This window comes from Sorangium sp. So ce295, assembly GCF_051527405.1.
Classification (GTDB): domain Bacteria; phylum Myxococcota_A; class Polyangia; order Polyangiales; family Polyangiaceae; genus Sorangium; species Sorangium cellulosum_B.
In genome coordinates, this window is the sequence record NZ_CP150324.1 from 2,122,772 (window position 1) to 2,147,747 (window position 24,976).

General features: G+C 70.0%; 19 protein-coding genes. 11 read left to right on the forward strand and 8 right to left on the reverse strand.

Annotated elements, in window-relative coordinates; translation table 11 throughout:
- Positions 1–69 precede the first annotated feature (69 nt).
- From WMF11_RS08115 to WMF11_RS08125, 3 genes are all read left to right on the forward strand, one after another.
- Positions 70–771 (forward strand): hypothetical protein, encoded by a 702-nt coding sequence (locus WMF11_RS08115; protein ID WP_437977048.1) that lies wholly within the window; start codon positions 70–72, stop codon positions 769–771.
- Positions 772–868: 97 nt separating this feature from the next.
- Positions 869–1,417, forward strand: coding sequence for a hypothetical protein (locus WMF11_RS08120; protein ID WP_437907851.1), 549 nt, complete (start codon positions 869–871; stop codon positions 1,415–1,417).
- Between the two features lie 349 nt (positions 1,418–1,766).
- Positions 1,767–3,917, forward strand: a complete 2,151-nt coding sequence (locus tag WMF11_RS08125; protein ID WP_437977049.1) for a substrate-binding domain-containing protein — start codon at positions 1,767–1,769, stop codon at positions 3,915–3,917.
- Positions 3,918–4,009: 92 nt separating this feature from the next.
- Here the strand turns inward: WMF11_RS08125 and WMF11_RS08130 are convergent, their stop codons facing one another.
- The 3 genes from WMF11_RS08130 to nrfH all read right to left on the reverse strand — a co-directional run bounded on the left by WMF11_RS08130 (position 4,010) and on the right by nrfH (position 7,736).
- A complete protein-coding gene (locus tag WMF11_RS08130) occupies positions 4,010–5,335 on the reverse strand; it encodes a M28 family metallopeptidase (protein ID WP_437977050.1) in 1,326 nt (441 codons plus the stop codon).
- A gap of 424 nt (positions 5,336–5,759) precedes the next feature.
- Complete coding sequence (locus tag WMF11_RS08135) at positions 5,760–7,187, reverse strand: ammonia-forming cytochrome c nitrite reductase subunit c552 (protein ID WP_437907854.1); 1,428 nt, start codon at positions 7,185–7,187, stop codon at positions 5,760–5,762.
- A 30-nt stretch (positions 7,188–7,217) separates the two neighbouring features.
- Positions 7,218–7,736 carry a cytochrome c nitrite reductase small subunit gene (gene nrfH, locus WMF11_RS08140; RefSeq protein ID WP_437977051.1) on the reverse strand — a complete coding sequence of 173 codons (519 nt, stop codon included), beginning with the start codon at positions 7,734–7,736 and terminating at the stop codon, positions 7,218–7,220.
- Positions 7,737–8,028: 292 nt separating this feature from the next.
- Between nrfH and WMF11_RS08145 the strand changes: the two genes are divergently transcribed.
- The 8 genes from WMF11_RS08145 (at position 8,029) to WMF11_RS08180 (ending at position 20,616) form a co-directional block, all read left to right on the forward strand.
- Positions 8,029–9,279: an MFS transporter gene (locus WMF11_RS08145; protein WP_437550695.1), complete on the forward strand. Its 1,251-nt coding sequence runs from the start codon at positions 8,029–8,031 to the stop codon at positions 9,277–9,279.
- A 532-nt stretch (positions 9,280–9,811) separates the two neighbouring features.
- Positions 9,812–12,127, forward strand: a complete 2,316-nt coding sequence (locus WMF11_RS08150; RefSeq protein ID WP_437977052.1) for a family 2 encapsulin nanocompartment cargo protein terpene cyclase — start codon at positions 9,812–9,814, stop codon at positions 12,125–12,127.
- A 21-nt stretch (positions 12,128–12,148) separates the two neighbouring features.
- Complete coding sequence (locus WMF11_RS08155) at positions 12,149–13,555, forward strand: family 2B encapsulin nanocompartment shell protein (protein WP_437907859.1); 1,407 nt, start codon at positions 12,149–12,151, stop codon at positions 13,553–13,555.
- 96 nt (positions 13,556–13,651) lie between these two features.
- Positions 13,652–15,052 (forward strand): family 2B encapsulin nanocompartment shell protein, encoded by a 1,401-nt coding sequence (locus WMF11_RS08160; protein WP_437977053.1) that lies wholly within the window; start codon positions 13,652–13,654, stop codon positions 15,050–15,052.
- Positions 15,053–15,066: 14 nt separating this feature from the next.
- Positions 15,067–16,752 carry a mechanosensitive ion channel family protein gene (locus WMF11_RS08165; protein ID WP_437907862.1) on the forward strand — a complete coding sequence of 562 codons (1,686 nt, stop codon included), beginning with the start codon at positions 15,067–15,069 and terminating at the stop codon, positions 16,750–16,752.
- Between the two features lie 155 nt (positions 16,753–16,907).
- Entirely contained in the window at positions 16,908–17,861 is a 954-nt protein-coding gene (locus WMF11_RS08170) for a M1 family metallopeptidase (RefSeq protein WP_437977054.1), read from the forward strand.
- Positions 17,862–17,912: 51 nt separating this feature from the next.
- The gene (locus WMF11_RS08175) at positions 17,913–19,472 is read left to right on the forward strand and encodes a M1 family aminopeptidase (RefSeq protein WP_437979292.1); all 1,560 of its coding nucleotides are present in this window, start codon (positions 17,913–17,915) and stop codon (positions 19,470–19,472) included.
- A gap of 133 nt (positions 19,473–19,605) precedes the next feature.
- Entirely contained in the window at positions 19,606–20,616 is a 1,011-nt protein-coding gene (locus WMF11_RS08180; RefSeq protein WP_437977055.1) for a P1 family peptidase, read from the forward strand.
- 71 nt (positions 20,617–20,687) lie between these two features.
- Here WMF11_RS08180 and WMF11_RS08185 read toward each other — a convergent pair whose 3' ends face one another.
- The 5 genes from WMF11_RS08185 to WMF11_RS08205 form a co-directional block, all read right to left on the reverse strand.
- Positions 20,688–21,215: a hypothetical protein gene (locus WMF11_RS08185; protein ID WP_437907865.1), complete on the reverse strand. Its 528-nt coding sequence runs from the start codon at positions 21,213–21,215 to the stop codon at positions 20,688–20,690.
- A 133-nt stretch (positions 21,216–21,348) separates the two neighbouring features.
- Positions 21,349–22,449 carry an alpha/beta hydrolase gene (locus WMF11_RS08190; RefSeq protein WP_437977056.1) on the reverse strand — a complete coding sequence of 367 codons (1,101 nt, stop codon included), beginning with the start codon at positions 22,447–22,449 and terminating at the stop codon, positions 21,349–21,351.
- A gap of 127 nt (positions 22,450–22,576) precedes the next feature.
- Positions 22,577–23,230, reverse strand: coding sequence for a YIP1 family protein (locus WMF11_RS08195; protein WP_437977057.1), 654 nt, complete (start codon positions 23,228–23,230; stop codon positions 22,577–22,579).
- Positions 23,227–23,592, reverse strand: a complete 366-nt coding sequence (locus WMF11_RS08200; protein ID WP_437550717.1) for a DUF2089 domain-containing protein — start codon at positions 23,590–23,592, stop codon at positions 23,227–23,229. The genes WMF11_RS08195 and WMF11_RS08200 overlap by 4 nt, the downstream gene beginning before the upstream one ends.
- A gap of 157 nt (positions 23,593–23,749) precedes the next feature.
- The gene (locus WMF11_RS08205; RefSeq protein WP_437977058.1) at positions 23,750–24,916 is read right to left on the reverse strand and encodes a polysaccharide lyase; all 1,167 of its coding nucleotides are present in this window, start codon (positions 24,914–24,916) and stop codon (positions 23,750–23,752) included.
- Positions 24,917–24,976 lie beyond the last annotated feature (60 nt).

Here is a 24,976-nt window from a genome sequence, read left to right on the forward strand (position 1 = left end):
AGGGGCCCACGATCTCCGCGGAAAGCAGCGGATCGTATTGGCGCGACTCTTGAACAGAGGGGCGGCGTGATGCGCTGGCTTGCGGTCCTTCTCGTCGCTTGCGCCGCCGGGTGCGGGGTGAACCCCATCCCGGAGCCGCCCTTCGAGCGGCCGCCGGCGCTCGCCGGCGACGTCGTCGGCGCGGTGTGCGACGAGTGCGACGCCGCCCCGCTAAAGCTCACCGGCGCGCCCGGGAGCGTGACCGACGCCGACGTTGTCTGGGCGGTGAACCTCGATGGGACCGCGCCCCCGGTCGTCGCGCCGGTCGCGGGCGACGGCAGCTTCGCGCTCGACATCGGCGGCCTCCGCGGGAACGAGCTGCGCCTCCAGGCGCGGCGCGGCGCGCTGCGCTCCGAGCCGGTGGACCTCATCGCCGGGGTCGGCGCCCTCGAGCCGTCGCCTCGCCCGCTCGCGGACTGCTTCGAGGTCGAGCGGGAGCTCGCGCTGCCCGAGGCGGCCGCCGGCGCGACGTCCAGCGGCGCCGTCGCGCTCGCGCACGCCTGCGGCGCGCCGCTCGCGATCGACAGGATCGCGCTGCGCGCCCCGGCGCCCGAGTACAGCCTCGAGGGAACGGCGGCCCCCGTGGTCCTCGAGGCGGGGAGCGCCGGAGAGCTCCGCGTTGTGTACCGGCCGACCGGCGCCGCCGCGCGCGAGGAAGTGGCGCTGATCGAGGTGTCTTCACCGGAGGTCTTCCGGCGGGCGGTGACGCTCTTCGTGCCCGGCGCTCCCTGAGTCGATTCCAGCTCTCCGCTCCTCCGGGAGGCTCGAGACGGGCCTCGAGGGGGAGCTCGCAGCTCCCAACCCACACGAGAAAGATACGGAGATCACCATGCGAACCTGTGCCTTGTTGCTTCTTGCGGCCTCTTCGATCGTAGGGCTGTTCGGCTGTAAACCTCCCACGGGCGGCGGGGGCGGGGCGTGCCCGGATCCGAGCGATCCTGGCGTCCACTACGTCTCTCAAGATCCCGACGAGTGCGCGCTCATCGACTTCGTCTGCGCGGAGGGACAGCGGCTGATGACCCAACCAGGGTGCGGCTGCGGCTGCATCGACGAGGCGCCTCCCCCCGCGTGCCCGGACCCGGGTGATCCAGGCGTCCGTTACGTCTCTCACGATCCGAACGAGTGCGCCCTCATCGACTTCGATTGCTCACCGCCAGAGAAGCTCTTCGGCGGCGAGTGCGGCTGTGGCTGCGTCGGCCCCGCGCCGGAGACCTGCCCTGACGCCGCGGATCCGGACGTCCGCTACGTCTCTCACGATCCGGAGTACTGCCACCTCGTCGACTTCATCTGCGCGCCGGGAGAGGAGCAATTCTCCGACGCGTGCGGCTGCGGCTGCGTCGGCCCGGCGCTCCCCGTCGGGCGCGCTCAAGGCAAGTGACCGCGCCCGCGGCTACCCGCCCTGGCCGACGCGCTCGCCCGGCCGGCCGGCGCGCTCCGCAGTGCGAGCCCGCCGCGCCCTGAAGCGCCCCCCATCTCCGCCCTCGCCTCTCGCCTCCTGCGTGGGGCTCCCCACAACATCGATTCACGGCTGGCCCGCTCGGCCCGCGCCGCGCGGAAGCCGCTGTAGAAGCGATCGCTGCGGTGCGGCCGTGTAGAATTGATTACATGCGCGCACCCGAAGCGCGCTCCGGATCGATGTCCAGCCGGTTGCTCGGAAGTTCTCCAGTTGTTTCGTCGAGGACGGTGATAGGCTCGCCTGTGCGACGTGGGGGGAGGACGCGACCGGGATGAAGAGTGGGCCTGTCGAACAGCGCACGTCGAAGGTGATCGGCGTCGCGGCGGTCTTCCTGGACAACTCCTTCAACGCCGCGGCCTTCGCCGGCATGCACCGCGCCGCGCGCGCGCGCGGCTACGAGCTCCTCCTGATCCGCGCGACGCCTCGGGACGTCCTCGCGCGCGGGATGGCGCTTCACCACGTGGCCGGCTGGATAACGATGTACACCATCGACGGCCTGGAGGAGCTGCTCTCCGATGGGAAGCCTGGCGTGATCTTCTGCGCGCCCGCGCTCGGCTCGCGCTGCCCGGTCGTTCGGGCGGAGAACCACGGTACGATTCACCAGCTCGTCGACCACCTCGCCCGCCTCGGTCATCGCCGTATCGCCTACATCGGCAAGGCGACGTCGGACGACTTCATCGAGCGGGCCGCCGCGTTCGATGAGGCGCTGCGCGCGCGCGGCCTCGAGACCGGCCTCAACCTGCTCTCCGAGTTCCAGGAGTGCAACATCCTGTACACCGAGCAGCGCGTGCGGGCGCTCATCGAGCGCGACGGCAAGTTCTGCACCGCGCTCGTGGCAGGCAACGACGAGATGGCGATAGGCGCCATCAACGCGTTTCGGGCGCGTGGATACCGCGTGCCCGAGGACATCGCCGTGGTGGGGTTCGACGACATCAGCGCCGCCCAGCACTGCCAGCCGCCGCTCACCACGATACGGCAGGACCCGGTGCTCCTCGGGAGCACGGCTGTCGAGCGCCTCATCGATCTCCTCGACGGCCGCCCTCCTCCGCAGCTCGTGACCCGCGTCCCCGCCGAGCTCGTGGTGCGGCGCTCGTGCGGCAGCGCTGCGTGGGAGGCCGCGCCGCTCGCGCCGGAGCTCGACGCGCCGCTCTGCGACTGGGAGCGCGAGCTGCCCCGGCAGCTGAGCGGCTTGATCGAGGGGCCGACGTGCTCGCAGCCCGCCGAGGCGCCCCTCGCCTGGCCCGAGGCCGAGGTGATCGTGCGGGGTCTCGGCGCGGCGCTCACCGGGGCGGAGCTGCCGGACGTGGAGACGCTCGATCGCGCCTTCGGCGCGGCGGTCGCGCGCAACAGCAGGATCGACGTCCTCCTCGCGGTGGTGAGGCATATCGAGGCGACCGCCGCGCGGCAGCTCGCCGGCGCTTCGGATCCGGACGCCGCGCGCCGGCTGGAGAGGTTCCTCGACCGCGTGCGCCTCTCGCAGCAGCGGGCCCTCGTGGCGGCGGAGCGGTACAGCGTGAAGAGCCTCGAGCGGCTGGTTCGCGCCAACGTGACCATGAGCAGGCTCCTTACCTCGAAGCAGGTATGGACCGACGAGCGCCTGGCGTGGCTGGCGCACACCACCGTGCGCGTCGCGTGCGTCGCGCGCTGGGCGGACGATCCGGGCGCGGACGGGCCGGAGGCCGTCATCGAGAGCGTGCACACCTGCGATCCGGACGTGGCCGCGCTCGTGGGCCGACGGTATCCGGCCGGCCTCTTTCCGCCGCCCGCCCTGCGCGCGGCCGCGCTGCCGGACGAGCCGAGCGGTTTTCTCGTGATTGTCCCGATCGTGAGCGCGCAGCGCGACTGGGGGACCCTGGTCATGGGAGGGCTGCACACGGAGAGCTTCGCGGACAACCTCCACCCGCTGTCCATGTGGGTGTCGCTCCTGATCGCCGCGTTCGAGCAGCACGAGATGGCGGTCGCGCTGCAGGCGGAGCGCGACATGCTGGCCGCCGCCTACGAGCGCGAGCGCGCGCTGGCGAGCACGGTGCGGGAGCTCGGCTGTCCCGTCATCCCGCTGCTGCCCGGGGTGCTGCTCATCTCGCTGATAGGCGCGATCGACGCCGCGAGGGCGCAGCAGATCATGGAGGCCGCGCTCTCGGGCGTCGCGCGGGAGGGGGCCCGGTGGGTGCTGCTCGACGTGACCGGCGTGCCGTTCGTCGACGAGGCGATCGCGGCGGCGCTGGTGCAGACGGCGCAGGCGACCCGGCTGCTCGGCGCGCGCGTGAGCCTCGTCGGCGTCGGGCCCACGATGGCGCAGGGCATGGTCGGCCTCGGGATCGAGCTGCACGGCATATCCATCTTCCAGTCGCTGGCGGCCGCCATCAGCGAGCTGACCAGACCAGAAAAGAAAAAGAAGACGAAGGCGAGGCGGGCAGAGTAGCGCCGCCTCGCGCGATCCTGGGACGCTCCTCGCACGCTCCTCGCACGCTGCGGCCTCGCCCGTTCGATTGCTTGATGGCGCGATCGCTCGAATCACTCCATCAGGAGCTTCACCGCCGCGCGCCCGGCGGCCTCGGTCAGCCGCCGCATGTAGTCCCAGTTGAGCTGATCGACCCGGTCGCAGCGCTGGTGGTAACAGGGGTTGCCGTCGTCGCCGAAGAAGTCCTGCGATATGGCCACGGCCGGCGTCCCGTAGCGCCAGAACGCCGCGTGATCGCTGCGGTTCGTGCAGGCGTCCACCCGGGTCAGGCCGAGCTCGCCGTGTGACGCGGCCTCCTCGACCAGCGCGGCCAGATCGGACGACGTGTTCTCGTTGCAGTGGATGACGTGATAGTGCCCGTCGTCGTTGGAGTCGTAGCCTGTCATCTCCAGATCCAGGACGCCGACCACCTGATCCATCTGCCCGTTCCGGTAGAGCTTGCTCGCGTAGGCCCGCGAGCCGAGGAGGCCGTCCTCCTCTTGATCGAAGGCGACGACGCGGAGCCCGATGCTCAGCTTCGCGTCCTTCAGCGCGTGGGCGATGGCGAGCGACGACACGATGCCTGAGCCGTCGTCGTCGGCGCCCGCGTTGCTCATGGTGTCGTAGTGCGCCGAGAGGATGAGGACGCGCGACGGATCGGCGCCGGGCCTGTCCGCCGTCAGGTTGACGCCCTGGCTCCAGCCGCTTTGATAAGCGTGCTCCTCGACGGTGAACCCGATCGCCTCGAATTGCTGGCGCATCCAGGCGCGGGCGAGCGCGCGTCCGTCCTCGGAGCCGCGCTCGCGGATGACCGCCGAGCGGCCGCCGACGGTGACGGGCGCGGCGCCGGAGAGCTCCTTGAGCCGCGCCTCGAGGAACGCGGCGTCGATGTGGAGCTCGGGGAGCTCGGCGGCGTCGCCGTCGAGCCGCGCGCGGGTCCCGGCCGGAGCGCGGGTCCTCTGTGCTCCCGGAGCGCGCGACAGGGCCACATCCTGCTCCCCCAGCGGCTCCGCGTGAAGGCGGTGCGAGCCGAGCCAGTCATGGGGGTCGCGGCCCGTCGGGACGGCGACGGCGGCGATCCCGCCGACGCGCGCGCGCTCGCCCGGGAGCGCCGCGCTGGGCAGCGGCCCCTCCACGAGGTAGAGCGAGGCCCCGCGCTCTTCTCTCAGAGTGACGCTCTGCCAGGCGTCATCGACGCTGGCGCGGGTCACGACGACCTGGCCAGTCTCCGTCGCGAGCCGGTTCAGGAACGTGCTGACCGTATCCTTGCCCACGTGCGAAACGTGGATTTCTCCGGCCGCCGGCGCGCCCGGATCTCCGGACGCGCACGACGTCGAGACGAGCGCAAAGGCGGCACCCAGCGCGGCGACGGCGCTCGAACGATTACGGCAGGTTGTCATGGCGTCTTCCCCTTTCGGCGACACCGTACGGATCTCAAACGAATTATCCAAGCACTATCTCGCGATGAGTCGAGCTTTGGATCGAATCGCGTCAAATGCAATGAGGGACACATGAGCGCTCCACCGGAGCTCTGGAGTCATGGTCCAGCTCGTCAGTCCGTGAGTGATGACGAGGCCGCTCGGCCTGTTCGCGCAGCCGCGCGGCCCGCCGTCCGGCTCTCCAGGTGGCCTGGACCAGGAGCATGGCAGTCGAGGAGCGGTAGGCGCTAACCAACCTTCGCGCCGCGTTCTCCCACATCCGAACGCTGACGTGGACGTGAACGTGGTCGTGGTCGTTTACGTGGTCGTGGTCGTGGTCGTCAACGATAGGCCGTGAACGACCACGACCACGACCACGTTTACGTTGACGTGAACGTTGGTTCGGTCACGGTTCGGGCGGGGTTCCGTCTCGCAGCGCGAGCTGCCCTCGCCGGCACGTATCGATGGCGGACGCGAGGATGCGCATCGCCTCCTGCGGCGCGTGGAAGCCGGACGAGTTCTCCGCCTCGGCGAAGTCGACGAAGAACTGACATTTTCGCTGCGCCGCGCGCGGCCCCGCGAGCGCCTCTTCGGCCATCCCGGCCTCCTTCGCCCGGCGGATGTCGCTGATGAGCGCGGTCACGGCGTCCATCGCCCGGTTGCGCGCCTCGAAATGGCGCGACTGGATCGTCTCCACGCGCTGCCGGAGCTCGTCCTCGGGCCACTTGTGGCACGTCTGGCACGCGCGGTTCACGTTGAGGAGCGGGCTCTGCACGTGGTGATCGCTGATCTTCGTCGCGCCGACCCGCTGGTAGGGCATGTGGCAGTCGGCGCAGGCCACGCCGGAGCGCGCGTGGATGCCCTGATTCCACATCTCGAACTCCGGGTGCTGCGCCTTCAGCACCTTCGCGCCCGACTCCGCGTGCGTCCAGTCCGAGTGGCCGCTCTCCTCGTAATAGGCGTAGATCTCGTCGATCTTGAGGCCCTTCGCCCACGGGTACACGAGCCGCTTCTCCGGGCCCTTGAAGTAATACTCCACGTGGCACTGGCCGCAGACGTACGAGCGCATCTCCTGGCGCGTGGCCATCGTGTTGACGTCGTAATTGGCCTCACCCGTCGACGCCTTGAGCGCGCGGATCCCCTCGATGAACCCGGGCCGCGTCACCCGGAGCTGCATCGACTCCGGGTCGTGGCAATCGATGCACGAGACCGGGTGCGTCACCAGCTTGCGCGCCTCGGGGAAGGGCATCTGGTTCATCGCCTCCCACCCGCGCATCAGGTCGCCGCCGCCGAGCTTCTTGTACGGCACGTACACGGACGCATGGCAGTGAATGCAGGTGCCCGGCTGCTTCGCCGCGATCTGCCGCTCGGTGTACACCTGGTCCTCGAGCATGTGGGCGTGCCCGCGCTCCTCCCGGAAGTCGCGCGCGAAGGCGTAGCCGGCCCACATCGTCTTCAGCCGACCGTCCTCCTCGAGCTTCGATTGCGCGACCACGCTGCGCGGATCGGCGTCCGTCGGCGTGCGCGGCACCGCCTCGCTCCCGCCGAAGCGCGTGCGCTTCTGGTCGACCGTGCGCCGGTAGCCGTCGTACTGGAGGGGGAAGTTCTTCCCCCAGACGGCCGGGTCGTCCATCGTGTCGTCAAGCTCGACGACGCGATAGAACGGGCTCTTCGCCTCCTGCTTGTGCTCGAAGATGTTCACAAGCAGCGCGGCGATCCCGGCGGTCGCCGCCGCCGCGGCGAGCGCCGCGAGCGGCAGGTAGCGCCAGCGCGCCGGCGGCTTGCCGGTGCGCTCGCTCTTCTGCGTGGATCCTTCGTCCTTCGGCTCCGTCATCGATTCCATCCCTCGTGCAGCGGGCGCCCCTCAGTGCAGGTGGCCCACCGATTCATGGCAGCGCACGCACGAGAGCCCCGCGGCGCCGTGGTGCTCGCTGTCGATCGCATCCACGACGTCGCCGTGACACCCGCGACAGGTCTCCTCCGTGATGCGTAAATTGCTGGGCTTGATCCGGATCGGGTCCGGGAAGCGGCCCGAGGTGAAGGCGAAGGAGTGCCAGAACCCGTTCGACGCCTTCGTGGCATATTTCCCCAGGAACGTGTGCGGCGCGTGACAGTCGTTGCACCCTGCCACCGCCCGGTGGCTGGAGCGCTGCCACCCGGCGAACTGCTCGTTCATGATGTGGCAGTTGGCGCACGCCGACGGATCGCTCCCCAGGTACGAGGCGCCCTTCGCATAAACGAAGGTGTACCCGCCGAGCCCGGCGGCCACGCCGAGCGCGGCGCAGAGCGCGAGGAGCAAGGCTCCTGTGGAGCCACGCCCGCCGCGCGCTCGCTCGCGCGCCGGCGGCTCCGGCGGTTCATCTCGCCGTTGCTCTTCCGTCATGGGATCTTGCTCGTGCGTCATCTATCGCCGGACCGGTTCATCGATTCTCGATCCTCGACCCGCCGCTTTGCAAGGCAGGTGCCGCTGCGTCTCGGCCGGAGCGGCGATCGACGGCCCGGCGGCGGGACGAGCCGACTCGGCGCGAAGGGCGACCGCGGGACGCCGCGGCGGGCCGGCGCACGCGGCCGCAAGGCGTGCGCAGCGGCGCAGATTCCGCGCTGGCGGGCGCTCCCTGCGGCCGCTGTTCCCGCCGCCGCCCGTCTGCGCTAGGGAGCTGGCCAGGAGACGTCACGTGACCCTCGACGAGCACGGGTTCCACCAGAAGACGCCGTTCACGCCGTACCAGCGGCGGCTGTTCTGGTTCCTGAGCGTGGCCTCGTTCTTCGAGGGCTACGACTTCCTGGCGCTCACGCAGATATTGCCCAACTTCGGCGCGCAGATGGGCCTCTTGCCCCGCCACGAGGGGCTCCTCGTCGGGGTCATCAACTCGGGCACGATGATCGCGTATCTCCTCGTGCGCAAGGCCGACCAGTGGGGCCGGCGGCGGGTGCTCTCGGTCACCATCGCGGGGTATACGATCTTCTCCGTGCTGACGGCGTTCGCGCCGAACGTCTATGTCTTTGCCGTCTTGCAGCTCCTCGCGCGCATCTTCCTCCTCGGGGAGTGGGCGGTCAGCATGGTGTACGCGGCCGAGGAGTACCCGAGCGATCGGCGCGGGATGGTGATCGGCGTCATCCAGGCGTTCTCGAGCCTGGGATCCATCGTGTGCGCGGGCGTCGTTCCGCTGCTCCTCGCGACGCCTTACGGGTGGCGCAGCGTGTACCTCGTCGGCGGCATCCCGCTCGTGCTCATCGCGGTCGCGCGGCGCGGCCTGCGCGAGACGGCGCGGTTCGAGCAGGTGGCGGCCGAGCGAAAGGGGGAGGGGACGCCGCCGTTCACGCGCATCCTGCGCACGCCGTACCGCAAGCGGATGCTGCAGCTCGCCTTGATCTGGGGGCTCACGTACGTTTGCACCCAGAACGCGGTGACGTTCTGGAAGACGTTCGCGCTCCGGGAGCGCGGGCTCAGCGACGGCGAGGTGGGCGGCAGCATCACGTTCGCCGCGCTCGTCTCGATGCCGCTCATCTTCGCCTCGGGCAAGCTGCTCGACGTGGTGGGCCGCCGCAAGGGCGCGGTGATCATCTATGCGCTGGCGGCGGCCGGCGTGCTCGGCGCTTACTCGCTGGGCTCGCGGGGCGCGCTCACGGCCGCGCTGGTCTTCGCCATCTTCGGCGCGAGCGGGGTGCTCCCCGTGCTGAACGCCTACATGACCGAGCTCTTCCCCACGCACCTCCGGAGCGACGCGATCGCCTGGTCGAACAACCTGCTCGGCCGGATCGGCTACATGCTCTCTCCGATCGCCGTCGGCTTCGCCGCGGAGGAGATCGGCTGGGGACCTGCGGTGTCCGCGACGGCGCTCTTCCCGCTGGTCGCGCTCGCGCTCATCCTGTGGCTCCTGCCGGAGACGCGCGGCAAGGAGCTCGAGGAGACGGCGCGGGTATAGCCTAATTTCGTGTGTCAAAAATCCGGCCAAGGATCGCCGAGACGACACGAGACGCCAAGAAGAACACAAAGATCCTGGCGTCTCGTGGCGCCCTGGCGGTTCCGGCATTCTGGCAGTGCGGGGCAGGTACCACACCACCGGGCGGTCAGGGCAAACGAGCGGGCTGACTGAAACGTGCTTGCTGTCGCGGGCTCACCGGCTGCGGGCCGGCTCGGCGGGTGATCGTGTCATGACGGAGCCCGCCCGCGGAGCTCAAGCGGTCGCCGCGGCGCCCGCGCGGTTCCGCACCAAGCAGCAGCTGTGGAGTTCCTGCGGTCTGGAGTTCGTCACCAGTTAATTTGGTGAGAGCGCTGGGCTGAACTAGATCCGCCCCGTCCGAACGATCCCGATCGGTCTGTGGGGACGATCCCTAGCAACGCGTCGTCGTACGTCTGCGTGCGAGCGGCCGAGGTGCGTCCGGAATGCGGACCGCCAAGACATTCAGGTCGCCCGCGTCGCCCATACCGACGTCGCGCGCGAGAAGTCAGCGAATATGCAACCTTTCACGCTGCCCGACTTCTACATGCCGCATCCGGCGCGCCTCAATCCGCACCTCGAAGGCGCGCGCGCGCATACCAAGGCCTGGTCCTACGAGATGGGTATCCTGGAGGAGAACCCGAAGGAAAAACCCATCTGGACCGAGCGCGACCTCGACGCGCACGACTACGCGCTGCTCTGCGCGTACACCCACCCCGACGCGCCCGCGCCCGAGCTCAATCTGATCACGGATTGGTATGTCTGGGTGTTCTTCTTCGACGACCATTTCCTCGAGATTTACAAGCGCACCAAGGACATGCGCGGCGCCAAGGCGTACCTCGACCGCCTGCCGCTCTTCATGCCCGTCGTGCCCACGGGGACGCCGCCGGAGCCGACGAACGTCGTCGAGCGCGCGCTCGCGGACCTCTGGGCGCGGACCGTCCCGCTCACCTCGGTGCACTGGCGCGAGCGCTTCCTCGAGGCGACGAAGAACCTGATGCTCGAATGCATGTGGGAGCTCGCCAATATCCAGGAGAACCGCGTCGCGAACCCGGTCGAATACATCGAGATGCGCCGCAAGGTCGGCGGTGCGCCCTGGTCCGCGGGCCTCGTCGAGATCGCCGTGGGCGCCGAGGTCCCGGCCGCCGTCGCCGCGACGCGCCCCCTCGAGGTCCTGCGCGACACGTTCTCGGACGGCGTCCACCTGCGCAATGACCTGTTCTCGTACCAGCGGGAGGTCGAGGTCGAAGGGGAGAACGCCAACTGCGTGCTCGTCCTCGAGCGTTTCCTCGGCGTCCCCACGCAAAAGGCGGCCGATCTCACGAACGAGATCCTGACGTCGCGGCTCCAGCAATTCGAGAACACGGCGCTCGTCGAGGTGCCGGCGCTCTGCGCCGAGTACGGGCTGACGCCGGCGCAAGCCCTCGACGTCGCCAGGTACGTGAAGGGGCTGCAGGATTGGCAGTCCGGCGGCCACGAATGGCACATGCGGTCGAGCCGCTACATGAACGAGAACGCGGACAAATCCGCGGACGTCCTCGATTTCCCCGGGACGCCGACGGGGCTCGGCACCTCGGCGTTCCGGATCAGGCTCACGCCCGCCGCCCTCGGTTTGCAGCGGATCAAGACCCTCACCCACGCCCCGTTCCAGCCTGTGGGCAGGATGCCGCTCCCGAAGATTCACATGCCGTTCAAGCTCCGCTTGAGCCCGCATCTGGCCGCGGCGCGCCGGAACACACTCGAGTGGGCCCGGAAGTTCGCGATGCTCGACGTGGTGCCGGGCGTCTTCGGGTCCGGGATCTGGGACGAGCGCAGGTTCATCGGCTTCGATTTCCCCATCTGCGCCGCGGGCATTCACCCGGACGCGTCCCCGCACGAGCTCGACCTGAGCTCGGCCTGGCTGACGTGGGGGACGTACGGCGACGATTATTTCCCCCTCGTGTTCGGCGCGACGCGGGACATGGCGGGCGCGAAGCGGTTCAACGCCCGGCTCTCGATGTTCATGCCCCTCGACTGCGCGGGCGCCCCGGTGCCCGAGAACCCGGTGGAGAGCGGCCTGCTCGATCTCTGGATCCGTACGGCCTCCCCCATGTCGATGAATTCGCGGCAATCGCTCCGCCGCAGCGTCGAGACCATGACCGGGAGCTGGCTCTGGGAGCTCCTGAACCAGACCCAGAACCGGATCCCGGATCCGGTCGATTACGTCGAGATGCGCCGCAAGACGTTCGGCGCCGATCTCACGATGAGCCTGTCCAAGCTCACGCTGGGTGATGTGGTCCCGGCCCCGATCTTCCGCACGCGGACGATGCGAGGGCTCGACAACACAACGGCCGACGTGGGCGGGTGGATCAACGATCTCTATTCGTACCGCAAGGAGATCGAGTTCGAGGGCGAGCTCAGCAATTTCGTGCTGGTCGCCGAGCGGTTCCTCGAATGCGACGCGCAGCGGGCCAAGGAGGTCGTCAATGACCTGCTCACGGCGCGCGTGCCGGAGTTCGAGCACATCGTCGCGACCGAGCTGCCCCGCATCCTCGACGAGTTCGAGCTCGACAAGGCGGCCCGCGAGGCCGTGCTCGGATACGTCGAGAAGCAACGATTGTACATGGCTGGCGTCCTCCACTGGCACGTCGTGACGAGCCGGTACGTGGACGCGGAGCTCGAGCGCCAGCCGATCGAACGGGCGATCGATGGCGCGCGTGGGTTTGGCGCCTCTGCGGCGCGTATCAGCAGCTTCTTCGGCGCCGGAAGAGCCGGCGCCGGGGCTCCTGCTGCGAAGGCGGATCTTTCAATGGGTACGGCGCGGTCCGTGCCGGTGAAGCAGGGGCGGCCCTAGCCGTCCGGGAAAGAGGGACTCATGTCTATCACAGGGAATCTGGGTTCGATCGATCAGCACCAGACCAGCCTCGCGACGGCGGCCGCGAGGCAGCTCGCGACGACGACCAAGTCGGCGCCGCAGATGCAGGGCATCTCGTCGCGGTGGCTGGTCAAGCTCCTGCCGTGGGTGCACGTCAACGGCGTGTACCGCGTGAACCGCCGGCTGAGCTATGCGGTGGGCGACGGGCGGGTGACGTTCACGAACACCGGCGCGAAGATCCAGGTCATCCCGCAGGAGCTCTGCGAGCTGCCGCTCCTCCGCGGCTACGAGGACGTCGAGGTCCTCACCGCGCTGGCGAACCGCTTCGTGCAGCGTGAATACAAGCCCGGCGACGTCATCACCGAGCGCGGCAAGGAGGCCGATCACATCTGCCTCATCGCGCACGGCAAGGTCAACAAGATCGGCGCGGGCAAGTACGGCGATGAGACGGTGCTCGCGGTCCTCGCGGACGGCGACCATTACAGCTACCAGGCGCTCCTCGAGGCGCAGGATTACTGGACGTTCACGGCCAAGGCCGTCACGACGGTCACGGTGCTGACGCTCCAGCAGAACGCCTTCGAGGAGCTCGTCGCCCAGCACCCATCGCTGAAGAAGCACCTCGACAACTTCAAGGCGCTCGCCGCGAAGAAGCAGGACAACACGGGCGAGGCGGCGATCGAGATCGCGGCGGGCCACTCCGGCGAGCCCGTCCTTCCCGGCACGTTCGTCGATTACGAGACCTCGCCCCGCGAGTACGAGCTCAGCGTGGCGCAGACCGTGCTCCACATCCACACGCGCGTCGCGGACCTGTTCAACGAGCCGATGAACCAGACGGAGCAGCAGCTGCGCCTGACCATCGAGGCTTTGAAGGAGACCCAGGAGCACGAGCTCATCAACAACCGCGAGTTCGGCCTCCTGCACAACGCCGACCTGAAGCAGCGCATCCACACCCACAGCGGGCCCCCGACGCCGGACGACATGGACGAGCTCCTCGCCACGGTCTGGAGGGAGCCGTCGTTCTTCCTCGCGCCCCCGCGCGCCATCGCGGCGTTCGGCCAGGAGTGCAGCCGCGTCGGCGTCTATCCGCAGAGCATCGAGGTGAACGGCCACCGCGTTCCGGCGTGGCGCGGCGTACCGATCTTCCCGTGCAACAAGATCCCGGTCTCGGAGACGCGGACGACCTCGATCCTGCTCGTGCGCGCGGGCGAGAAGAACCAGGGCGTCATCGGCCTGCACCACGCCGGCATTCCGGACGAGGTCGAGCCGAGCCTCAACGTGCGCTTCATGGGGATCAACGACAAGGCCATCATGTCGTACCTCGTCAGCCTCTATTACTCGACGGCCGTGCTGGTCCCCGACGCGCTCGGCGTCCTGGAGAGCGTCGAGATCGGACGCGCCCACGAATGAGCCCCGAGCGGTAGGCGCTCCGCGTGTGCCCCGTGCAAACGCCGGGGATACGCGGAGCGCTCTGCTCTCCGAAGCCCGCAGAAGGAAAGGTACATCATGGCAAACGCCGAAAACCCTGGGATCGGGAACGATGGTGAGCGTTCGAGCCTCGGGACGCTGGGGGCGCGAAGGCTCGCGACGACGACCAAGTCGCATCCGCAGATGCAGGGGATCACGTCCCGGTGGCTCCTGCGGGTCTTGCCCTGGATCGAGGTCACGGGCGGCACGTATCGCGTGAACCGCCGCCTGAGTTATGCCGTCGGCGACGGGCGGCTCAGCTTCGGCAACGTCGGGGCGAAGGTGCAGGTGATCCCGCAAGAGCTCTGCGAATTGCCGCTCTTGCAAGGCTTCTCGGACGACGCCGTGCTCGACACCCTGGCGAGCCGGTTCGTCCAGCGAGAGGTCAAGCCCGGCGCGCTGATCGCCGAGCGCGGAAGGCCAGCGGAGACGATCTTCCTGCTCGCGCACGGAAAGGCCCAGAAGCTCGGCGCAGGCAGGTACGGCGCCGACACGATCCTCGACGTCCTCGCGGATGGGGACCATTTCGGGGATCAGTCCGTCATCGAATCGAACGACGTGTGGACCTATTCGGTCAGGGCCGTCACGCCGTGCATCGTGCTCGAGCTCCCGCAGCGCGCCTTCGAGGAGCTGATCTCGCGATCCCCTGCGCTGCACGCGCACGTCGAGTCGCTCAAGGAGCGGCTGAAGAAGCCGCAGGACAAGCTCGGACAGGCGGCGATCGCCCTCGCCGCCGGTCACAAGGGCGAGCGCGCGCTCCCGAGGACGTTCGTCGATTATGAGACCGCGCCGCGTGAATACGAGCTCAGCGTCGCGCAGACGGTCCTCCGGCTCCACACGCGCGTCTCGGATCTCTTCAATGATCCGATGGATCAGCTCCAGGAGCAGCTCCGCCTGACCGTCCAGGCCCTGCGCGAGCGTCAGGAGTACGAGCTCATCAACAACCGTGACTTCGGCCTCCTGCACAACGCCGACCTGAAGCAGCGCCTCCATCCCCGGAGCGGCCCCCCGACGCCCGACGACATGGACGAGATCCTCTGCCGGCGCCGCAAGTCGCAGTTTTTCCTGGCGCACCCGCGCACGATCGCCGCCTTCCACCGGGAGTGCAGTCGCCGGGGCATCTACCCGACCACCGTCGAGCTCTCCGGCACGCAGGTCGCGGCGTGGCGCGGCGTCCCGATCCTGCCTTGCGACAAGATCCCGATCAACGAGGACAAAACGAGCTCCATTCTCGTCATGCGCACGGGGCAGGAGCATCAGGGCGTCATCGGCCTCCACCGCACGGGCCTCCCCGAGGAGATCGAGCCCGGCGTCTCGGCCCGCAGGATGGAGACCGACGGGAAGGCCATTACCTCGTACCTCGTGAGCACCTATTACTCCGCCGCGGTGCTGGTGCCGGACGCTCTCGGCGTCCTTGAGAACGTCCAGATCGGGCGGTAGCCTCGGCGGCCTCGATGACGCTGCATCTCGACCTGCTCCTCCACAACCTCGTCGCGCTGTGCATCGCGATCGTGGTGCTCCTGCTCCTCTCGGAGCTCGTGGTCAGGCTGATCCATCGGGGCTACGCCTTCGTCTTGCGCTCGCCGACGCTGGAGCACGTCACGGCCGACGAGCGCAAGTCGTTCCGGCGTCGCGTCCGTCGCCGCGCGCTCGTCTGGGTCGCGCTCGTCGGGGTCGTGCTCATGGGCGGCGCGGCGTTCGCCATGGTTCGCGGAATTCGCGCCCTCGACGTGGTGAAGAGCGCGCTCGTCGGGCTCGCCGGAGATGATCCCGCGATCGCCAGGATGCGGTTGCTCACCGCGCTCGGGATCGCCGTCGGCGCGCTCTTCGTCGACGCGCTCGCCCGGGGGCTCGCCGACGCGCTGGGAAAGGCGGTCGCGCGCTCGGACTGGCTGGAGAAGCGGCGCGTGCCGGTCGCAGAGGTCACGAACCGCCTGCGCAAGGCGCTCCGCGTGGTCGTCCTCGGCGCCGCCGCGGTCCTCCTCACCGAGAAGCTCGCGCTCGCGCCGGGGACCCAGCGCGCCGTATTGCTCGCCAGCTACACGCTGGGCGCGTTTTACGTGAGCCGCCTCGCGACGGGGATCGGATACCTCCTCCTCGACGTCCTCTTCGACAACTCCACGAGGCTCGCCCGCCTCGAGAGCCCGCTCAGGTACCTCGGGAACCTGTCGCACCTGCTCGGGATCACGAAGCGCGTCGTCGATTATTGCGTGTACATCACGGCGGCGACGTGGGTCGCCGACGCGCTCACGCCCGACACGTGGCTCTCGCAGGCGGGGCGGGTCGGGCTCCGGATCATCGCGATAATCTATGCGAGCCGGGTCCTCGTCGAGCTCTGCGTGCTCCTCATCAACGACCTTTTCCTCGGGAAGGTGGCTGAGGAGAACCCCCAGACGCTCCAGCAACGAAGGACCCTGGTCCCCGTGGCCATGGGCTTCGTGCGGTACGCGATTTACTTCTCGGCTCTCGTGATGGGTCTGCGCGAGGCTTCCATCGATCCCACGCCGCTGCTCGCCGGCGCCGGCGTCATCGGCGTGGCCATCGGCTTCGGCGCGCAGACGTTCGTGGGGGACATCGTGGCCGGCTTCTTCATCCTCTTCGAGAACCTGCTCCTCGTCGGGGATCTCGTGGAGATCGGCGGCATCCAGGGGCGCGTGGAGGAGATCGGCGTTCGTATCACGAAGATCCGCGACGACATCGGCGTGCTCCATTCGATCCCGAATGGCGAGGTGCGCAAGGTCGCGAACCATTCGCGATCCTACGTGAACGCGGTGGTCGACGTGCACGTGCCTTACGAGGAGGACGTGCAGCGGGTGCGTGAGCTCCTCGCGAGGGTCGCCGAAAAGGAGGTCGAGCTGCAGACGGGCGCTCCGGGGCAGGTGGAGGTCGGCGTGGAGGAGCTTAACGAGGGTTCGATCGTCCTGCGGATCAGCGCGCGCGTGCCACCCGGCAAGAACAAGGAAGTGAACGATGCGCTGCGCGGCCGCGTCGTCGAGGAGCTTTGCAAAGCGCAGGTCAGCGCGCCGCGCCCGCGTCGAGCCGTCCTCATCGACAGCCAGCTCTCCGTCAAGAACCCGCCCAGGCGAGAGATCGAGGAATCCGCGCCCGTCACGCCTTTCTCGCCCACGAACGACGACTGACGAGCGGTCCGTCTCGCGCCCGTGCTCAGGCGCCGACAGCGTGAGCTGCGCCGTGTCCTCGATCGGGTCCCTCCGTGCCAGGAGCACGAAACCGGCGGGAAGAGGAGCCAATCAACGGAGGTCGAGGGCGTCCCTTCGTCCATCGAGGAGCTCGAATGGACCTTGCCAGATCTCTTGTCCGCCCGGGAACGTGGCTCGTTGCCGTCTTCCTGGCGTCGTCCGTGGCCGCGTGCTCGGGCGCCGATCCCACCGCTCCAGGGCAATCGCCGCCCGACGACACGGAGCTTTCGCCCGAGCCTCCGTCCGAGCCCGAGCCGCCGCCAGGCGCGCCGATCGACGTCCAGCGCTACGAGGTGACGGGAGAGTTCGACTGGAGCCGAGTGCGGCTTGTCGCGACGGTCGCGGTGACGCTCCTGCCAGGCGACGACGGCCTGCGCTCGCTGCGCCTCGACAGCGCGGTCGCCGAGGTCAAGGCGGTCCGGGTGGCCGGGGGCGCGGACCTGCCTTATACGGTCGACGCCGAGCTCCGGGCGCTCCGCGTCGACGTCTCGCGCGTGCCTGACATCGCGGCGGACCAGGCGATCACGCTGGAGATCGACTACGAGGCCGCCGAGAGCGTCGCGCTCCGCGCGATCCCCGCCCGCCGGGGGGACCCTGCCGCGTCGCGCGCTGTCTACACGCTCTCGGAGCCGCTCGACGCCGCGCTCTGGATGCCGTGCCACAACACACCCGAGGACCGCGCCGTCTTCTCCATCGACCTCGGGATGGGCGCACAGGAGACGATGATCGCGAACGGCACGCTCGTCTCCGACGAGCAGGGCGCGTCCGGCCGCCGCATGAAGTACGCGACGGACTACACGGTGCCCATCTACCTCATGGCCTTCGCGATCGGCGACTTCGAGGTCGAGGGCACGATGAAGGGGATCCTCCCCGTCTCTGTCTGGCACCGGCGCGGCGTCCCGGGCGATTACGACCGTCTGCTCGACGAGGTGGTCCGCTCGATCGGCCTCTTCGAGGAGCTGCTCGTGCCGTATCCCTTCGAGAAGTACGCGCTGGTGCTCGTACCGGAGTACGGCGGCGGCCTCGAGAACCTCGGCATCACCTTCTAGGGGGAGTCCCGGAGCACCGCTCCGACCAGCTCCGGCGACCTGAGGCTCACGATCCACGAGCTCGGCCACCAGTGGTTTGGAGACCTCGTGACCGTCAAGACCTGGGACGATCTGTGGATCAAGGAGGGCATGGCGACGTTGCTCGCAGAGGAGGGCGCGCGCCTCTACCTGGATGAGAGCGGTGAGGGGACGCTGAACGGCGACTCCTTCGCGGCCGTCGTGGACTCCCTCATCGTGGATCCGGACCGCGATCCCGACGACAAGTACACGAGCGGACCTTACGACCGCGCCGCGTGGCTGCTCACCCAGATCCGGAGCCTCATCGGGGAGGATCCTTTCTGGGGCACGCTGCGCGACGTCCTCAACGACCACCGCTTCGGCGCCGTCGGTACGGACGAGTTCCTCGGCGCCTTCGCGCGACACCTCGGCCCCGACGCGACCGCCCGCGCGCGGCGGGCGCTCCGGGCCAGCGCGCTCCCGCACCTCGATCTCGGGCGGTCCCCCTCCGGCGGCGTGCTCGTGACGCTGCGCGATCCGGACGGCGCGCTCGTCGCGCCGCTCGATCTCCTCTGGATCGCGGACGACGGAGCGACGCGCTCGCAGGTGCTCGAGCTCGATCAGGGCGTGGACGTCGCCCCGCAGCAGGAGGGCGAGCTGCTGATCTTCGATCCGCTCGACCGCCACATCTCCTGGTTCTACCTGGTCGACGACGCCAGCCTGGATCCGGAGGGCCACGCGGCGCGCTTCTCCTCGTTTCGCCTTCCCACGAGCCCCTCGCAGGTCGCGAACCTCCTCGAGGCCGGCGGCGTCCACCAGACGGCCGCCCTCAACGTCGGCTTGCCGGAGACCCTGGCCCCGGGCGCGTTCGCGGCCTTCCTCGGCGGTCTCGACGCGGAGGACGCCAAGGGCATGGCGGTCGCGGCGGCGTGCGTCAGGGCCGCGGATCCGGCGCTGGATCCAGCGCTGCGCGCGGCCTGGTCGAGCGCGCTCGCGCCGCTGCTCGCGGGGCCGCCCTTCGCGCACTGGACCGAGTTCACGCCGTGGCTGGAGTACGGGGCGTGCGGCGAGGTCGTCGACGCGCTGGCGCTCTACGCGGACGAGTGGTCGGCGCTCGCGGCGGGGCCATCGGCCGGCGACCTCTCCGACGCGCACCTGCTGTTCCTGTACAACTTCGAGCTGCCGCTCGAGACGGTGGTATCGGCGTGGGGGAACGTCGCCAGGCAGTCCAGCTCGCTGCGCGCGCGCTCGCTCGCCATGACAAGGATCCGCCTCGACATCGATCGAGCTCGGCCGGAGCACGTCCCCGCCCTCCGCGCCTTCTTCGGCGAGATCGTCACGTCCACGGAGGTGTTCGAGCTGCTCTACCAGGCGCTCGACGGGCTAAGTCGCACGAAGGCGCCCACCGCGACGGAGAACGCGGAGGCCCTGGCCGCCCTGCGCCAGCTGCTGCGCGCCCCATCGACGACGCCGCTCGATGGTCTGGCGGTGTGCGTCGCCCGCGCGCTGATCCAGGGCGACGCCGCGGCGTGGAGCGAGTTTGTCGGGGGCCTCGACGGCGTGGAGCTCTCTGCCGAGGCCGTCGCGATGCTCGCGGACCCGTCCAGCTGCTGAGGACGACGCCGCGCCTCGACCCATCCGATCCGTCACGTGCAGGCGCCGAGGCCCGCCGGCGCTGCGCGGCCGAGTGCCACGCGACGGCCGCGGCCACATGGCGCGGCTCCTCGGGGCCATGGACAATGAGCGCATGCCTCCCGGCGCTCCCGCGTCCGCCTCCCCGCGCCCCGGCGCGATCACCGACGTCGCCGGCATCGAGGTCGGCCATTTCACCGACAGCCGCCGCCCCACGGGCTGCACGGTGGTGCTCGCGCGCGAGGGCGCCGTCGCCGGCGCGGACGTGCGCGGCGCCGCGCCGGGCACGCGCGAGACCGACGTGCTCTCGCCGTCCAACGTGGTCGAGCGCGTCCACGGCGTCCTGCTGGCCGGCGGCAGCGCCTGGGGCCTGGACGCGGCCTGCGGCGTGATGCGCTGGCTGGACGAGCGCGGCGTGGGCATGACCGTCGGCCCCGCCCGCGTGCCCATCGTGCCCGGCGCCGTGCTGTTCGACCTGGCGCTGGGCGACCAGCGTATCCGCCCCGACGCCGCCGCCGGCTACGCCGCCTGCGAGGCCGCGTCGACCACGCCGCCCGCCGAAGGCAACGTGGGGGCCGGGGCCGGCGCCGTGGTCGGCAAGATCTTCGGCTTCCACCGCGCGATGAAGGGCGGTATCGGCGGCGCCTCCGTCACCGTCGGCGGCGTGACCGTGGGCGCCATCGTCGCCTGCAACGCGCTGGGCGACGTCGTCGACCCGGAGACGGGCCAGGTGCTCGCCGGCGCGCGCACGGAGCGCGGCACGCGCCTTCTGGACACGCGGCGCGCGCTGCTGCGGGGCGACATGCCCAGGCCCATGCTCGCGGGCAGCAACACGACCATCGGCGTGATCGCCACCGACGCCGTGCTCACCAAGAGCCAGGCCTGCCGCCTCGCCACCGTGGGGCACGACGGCCTGGCGCGCGCGATCAACCCGCTGCACACGCTCTCCGACGGAGATGCCCTCTTCGCGCTGGGCACGGGCGCGTCCGGTTCGACGCTCGGCATGATGACTCTGTGCGTCATGGCGGCCGAGGTCTGCACGCTGGCCGTGGTGCGCGCCATCCGCGCGGCGCAGGGCGTGACGCTCGGCGCTGCGTACCTGCCGGCGGCGGGGGACCTGGGATGAAGCTGTCGCCGTGGGCGATCCTCTCATCACCCGAGGCGACCGCGAGCTTCATCGCGAGCCACGCCTGACGATCAGCTGAAGCGCGCCCGGATCGGCGCCGGGCTCTCGCAGATCGGGCACGCGTCCGCGCGCTCGGCGATCTTGCCGCAGTCCTTGCAGTCGACGCGATAGCCGTGGAAGCCGGGGTCGTGCAGCTCGACGCTCGTCTGTGCCCTGTCCGCGCGCTTCCCCTCGTATTTCACGCGCATTGGCACGAACGCGATGTAACGCACCTCGATGTGCTCGCACCGCGAGCACCGCTCCGGCACCGCGTACGCGTTGGTCGTCGTGAGCCCGCGCGCGAGGCCGCCTTCGGCGTGGCACCGCGGGCAGCGGTCGTCCGTGAACACGAGGTGCTGGCACGCGCCGCACGTGATCTCGTACAGCCCGTCGACGAACATCTCGCCCTTGTAGACCCACTTGATCGGCCCGACGGGCTCGCCCTCCATGAGCGGCACGAGCCCGTCGACATACGAGCGCAGGTTGAGCTTCTGTCCCCCGCACGCGGGACACCCCGCCTCGACCATCTCGGCAAACGCACGTTCGGAGAGCCTGCTCATGATCGTCGCCTTCTACCACGCCTCGGCGGCGGGAGGACCGAGGAGGCGCTGCGGCCGCGCGCGCCGCCGAGGGGCGAGAGCGCCCCGACACGATTCGTGAGTTCGGTGCTTTAGCGCTGCCTCCGGGGCTGCGTCACTCCTCCCGGATCAGCGCCTCGATCGCCTCGAACACGCGCGGCACGACAGGCAGGCCCGGATCGGTGTAGGCGTCGGCCTGCGACGCGTTCGACAGCGTCGCCTCCTTGAGCGTGTGGCTCATTCCCTCGACGATGACGAGCGTCGCGTCCGGCCGCGCGCCGGCGAGCCGCTCCGCGTCCTCGACCTTGGTCTGGAGATCGGTCGTCCCTTGCAGGAGGAGGATCGGCGCCGTCACGGCCGCGAGCTCCACCGCGGGGTCGTGCTTCATCCAGGAGATGACGAACGGCTGCACGCTCGGCCGAAACAGGCTCATGAACACCTGACTTTGCGGGATGTCCGTGACGAGCTCCCCGGCCTCGAGCTGGTCGAGGATCGCGTTTGCCCTCTCGCGATCCTCGTCCGGGAGCCCTTCGAGCTGATCGCGCAGGACATCGCCGATGGGCCGGCCCGCGCCGGCGATCGAGACGAACCCGTCGATCTCGGTCTCCCGGGCGACCAGCATACCGAGCAGCGAGCCCTCGCTGTGCCCCACCACCGTGATCGTCGCGAAGCGCCCGTCCGCCCGGAGCTTCTTCACCCACAGGCCGGCGTCGTCGGCGCCCATCTCGAAGAGCAGCTCCTGCTCCGTCCCGGGAGCCGCGGAGGCGCTCGCGCCGATGCCGGCCTTGTCGTAGCGAATCGACGCGATGCCCCTGTCCCGGAGCCCCTCCGCGAGGAGCCTGTACGTGTCCGGCTCGATGCCCGCGGCGACCTGATTGCCGTCCCGGTCGGTCGGCCCCGAGCCGGGGATGATCACCACCGCAGGGAACGGCCCGCACCCGGCCGGCACCACCAGCGTGCCGACCAGCGTGCCTCGCGCGTTCTCGACCGTGGTCCTGGCGCTGACCGCCGCCGGACACCCCGGCGCGTCCGGCGCTGTCGGCGTCTCCGTGTCAGGCACGTCCGTGTCGTCAGGGAGCGCGCCGCTCCCGCCAGTCGACGCGCGCTCTCCGGCGCCGCAGCCCGCGCAGAGGGGCGACGACGCGAGCGCGGCGGCACACGAGACGGCGAGCGCGGCGCGGCGCGCCGGGACCACGAGAACCGATCGCAATGACATGACGAGCCCTCCGAGGATGAGAGAGAGGTGCAGGGCCGCCCGGGGCGCACCGGTGCGCCCTCGCGGTCGCGCGAGCACCGCAGCGCGCGCCGCGCGAGCGGGGCGGCGCGCCGGGGAGATCGATGGCTCAGCCGAGGTGCGCGAGCGCGACCTTCGAGAGGATCTCCGACAGGAGCACGAGGCCGATGACCCCTGCGATCAGCGGCGCGCCGCGCAGGCCGGAGGCGTTCTTGAAGCCCTGGACGAGGAGCGTCAAGGACCACACGAGGCACACCGCCGCGAGGACGGCGAAGGCGGTCAGCTCGAGCGTGAACGTGGGCACGCCCGCCGGCAGCCGCGGGGCGAGCAGGCCGAGCGCGATCGCCGCGGGCACGAGCGGCGCGCGCGACAGCCCGATCACGCCGAGAAAATCGATGATCCGCACGCGGCGCCGCAGGAGCCGCGCATACGTCCAGAAGAGCAGGGCGGGCAACGGCCACACGACGATCTGCTCGAGGAGCGCCGTCCCGTACGAGATGACGAGAGGCGCCGTGTGCAGGTCGAGGAATCCGTCGAAGCGAACGCCGAGCCTCGTGATCGCGACGCTCAGCGCCGCCACGACGAGGCCTGCCGCTGCGGCGGCTCCCCCGCCGAAGCGCTCGAATGGATTCAGCGCGAGCCGCCATCCGCGCCGGGGAGGCTTCGGCGACATCGTCGCCAGCAGCCGCTCGCCTTCCGCCGGCTTGATGACGTTGTCGCGCACGAGCGCGCGCACTCTCTCGTCGGGCGTGGTCATCATCATAATCCCACCTTGCGCAGAGCCTCCTCGGCCTCCTTCGCGGAGAGCCTCCCCTTCTCGAGCGCATCCAGGATCTCGTGCCGGCGCCGCGCGACGCCCTGCTCCAGCGCGTCGAGCCGGCCAATGATCTCGTCGAGGCGATTTCGCACCGTCGGGTAGCTGATCTGAAGGACCTGAGCCATCGCCTTCAGGCTGCCTGAAGAGCGCACGAACGCGGTCACGAAGGCGAGATCGTCCGGCGACAGCTGGAGCAGCGCGGGGATCTCGAACTGACCGTCCAGGTGGGTTCCGCAGCTCTGGCAGCCGAGCCGCGTCGCGCGCAGCTCCCCATCACAGCTAGGGCATCGGACGACAAATCTTGCCACGGGATGAGTGGATTATCCTCACCGAGGTCAATATTGTCAATGTCGAGATGATGAAAATTGATCCGAAAATCAATTTTGTTTAAGAGCCGCCCTCGTCATGCGTTCGGCGCGGCTTCGGCCCGCCCGGGGCGCTGCGGCTCGCGCCGCTCGCGACGGCTCAGCGCCGCTCGCGACGCCGCGCGGACGCGAGCGCCGCGATGAGGCCGAGGCCGGCGAGGGCCATGGGCGCGGGGGCCGCGGGCGAGCCGGCGGCGCGGCAGCTGCAGCCGCCGTCGTCGCCCTCGGCCGTCTCCACCTCGTCCGTGCCGCCGGTCCCCGCGCCGGTGGAGCCGGCGCCGGAAGCGGCGGAGGAGGAGCTCGAAGCGCTGGGGCCGGGCGCCACATCGCCGCCCGCGCCGTCGCTGCCGCCTGCGGCGCCGCCGCCGGCGGTCCCGGTGCCCCCGCTCCCGCCGGAGCCGTCCGCGCCGCCGGCGCCGCCTTCACCGCCGGAGCCGCCCGCGCCGCCGGCGCCGCCTTCCCCGGAGGAGGGCAGCGCGGGGCGGACGTCCTCGAGGGTGTCCCCCTCCACGGCGTCATCGAGGACGATGACGGGGCTGTCCGTGAACTCGGACGGGTTGCGCAGCAGGCCGATCTGCGTGAAGTGCGCGTTGTTGTCGGCGAGCGTCTGCGCCTTCCCGCCGGTGACGACCTGCTTGCCGTCGAACCACACGTCGACGGAGCCCTGGTTCGGGTTCGTCGACCAGCGGATGTGCAGCGCGATGCGGTGCCACACGCCGGGCGTCACCGCGCCGTTCGCCTCCCAGTGCACCTTGTTGTCGGGCTTGCGGGTGGCGAAGCTGATGCGCTGTCCGACGACCTCGAACGACATCATCTGATTGTAGCTATTTTCGGACTCCCAGTATCCGATCTGCGTCGGCGGGTCCGCCGCGAGCGCCTCGGGGAGATAGAAGCTCCAGGCGAAGTAGGTCTGGGCGCCCTCGGCCGTGCGCCCGGCGGCCGGCTTGTGGTTCAGCTCGACGCGCTTGATGCCGTTCGACCACCTCGCGTCGTTGGTGAGCTGGACCTTCCCGGCCCTCGTGCCCTGGAGGACAGGCGACGTCACCACGGAGATGTGCTCGCCGTTCAGGGTCGTGTTCCACTGGTTCAGATTGCCCGTCTCGAAGTCTCCGGTCCAGACCGGCGCCGCGGAGGCGCCCGCGGTGAGCGTCGTCGCCAGCGTGGCTGCGGCCAGGGTGGAGAGCGCGCGGCCAGGTCGCCGCGCGAGGAGCGCTCGGGAGGGGGCGAGCAGGGATCGATGTGCGGTAAGGAGATCGGTAGAAGTCATGGCGGGATTCGACGCGTTTTCCGGCCGGCAGTCAACCGAGAAGCCGCGCGTCGCCGCCGA

Coding starts and splice junctions, on each gene's coding strand:
- WMF11_RS08115 (WP_437977048.1), top strand. CDS start 70: ATGCGCTGGCTTGCGGTCCTTCTCGTCGCTTGCGCCGCCGGGTGCGGG.
- WMF11_RS08120 (WP_437907851.1), top strand. CDS start 869: ATGCGAACCTGTGCCTTGTTGCTTCTTGCGGCCTCTTCGATCGTAGGG.
- WMF11_RS08125 (WP_437977049.1), top strand. CDS start 1,767: ATGAAGAGTGGGCCTGTCGAACAGCGCACGTCGAAGGTGATCGGCGTC.
- WMF11_RS08130 (WP_437977050.1), bottom strand. CDS start 5,335: ATGACAACCTGCCGTAATCGTTCGAGCGCCGTCGCCGCGCTGGGTGCC.
- WMF11_RS08135 (WP_437907854.1), bottom strand. CDS start 7,187: ATGACGGAGCCGAAGGACGAAGGATCCACGCAGAAGAGCGAGCGCACC.
- nrfH (WP_437977051.1), bottom strand. CDS start 7,736: ATGACGGAAGAGCAACGGCGAGATGAACCGCCGGAGCCGCCGGCGCGC.
- WMF11_RS08150 (WP_437977052.1), top strand. CDS start 9,812: ATGCAACCTTTCACGCTGCCCGACTTCTACATGCCGCATCCGGCGCGC.
- WMF11_RS08155 (WP_437907859.1), top strand. CDS start 12,149: ATGTCTATCACAGGGAATCTGGGTTCGATCGATCAGCACCAGACCAGC.
- WMF11_RS08160 (WP_437977053.1), top strand. CDS start 13,652: ATGGCAAACGCCGAAAACCCTGGGATCGGGAACGATGGTGAGCGTTCG.
- WMF11_RS08165 (WP_437907862.1), top strand. CDS start 15,067: ATGACGCTGCATCTCGACCTGCTCCTCCACAACCTCGTCGCGCTGTGC.
- WMF11_RS08170 (WP_437977054.1), top strand. CDS start 16,908: ATGGACCTTGCCAGATCTCTTGTCCGCCCGGGAACGTGGCTCGTTGCC.
- WMF11_RS08180 (WP_437977055.1), top strand. CDS start 19,606: ATGCCTCCCGGCGCTCCCGCGTCCGCCTCCCCGCGCCCCGGCGCGATC.
- WMF11_RS08185 (WP_437907865.1), bottom strand. CDS start 21,215: ATGAGCAGGCTCTCCGAACGTGCGTTTGCCGAGATGGTCGAGGCGGGG.
- WMF11_RS08190 (WP_437977056.1), bottom strand. CDS start 22,449: ATGTCATTGCGATCGGTTCTCGTGGTCCCGGCGCGCCGCGCCGCGCTC.
- WMF11_RS08195 (WP_437977057.1), bottom strand. CDS start 23,230: ATGATGATGACCACGCCCGACGAGAGAGTGCGCGCGCTCGTGCGCGAC.
- WMF11_RS08205 (WP_437977058.1), bottom strand. CDS start 24,916: ATGACTTCTACCGATCTCCTTACCGCACATCGATCCCTGCTCGCCCCC.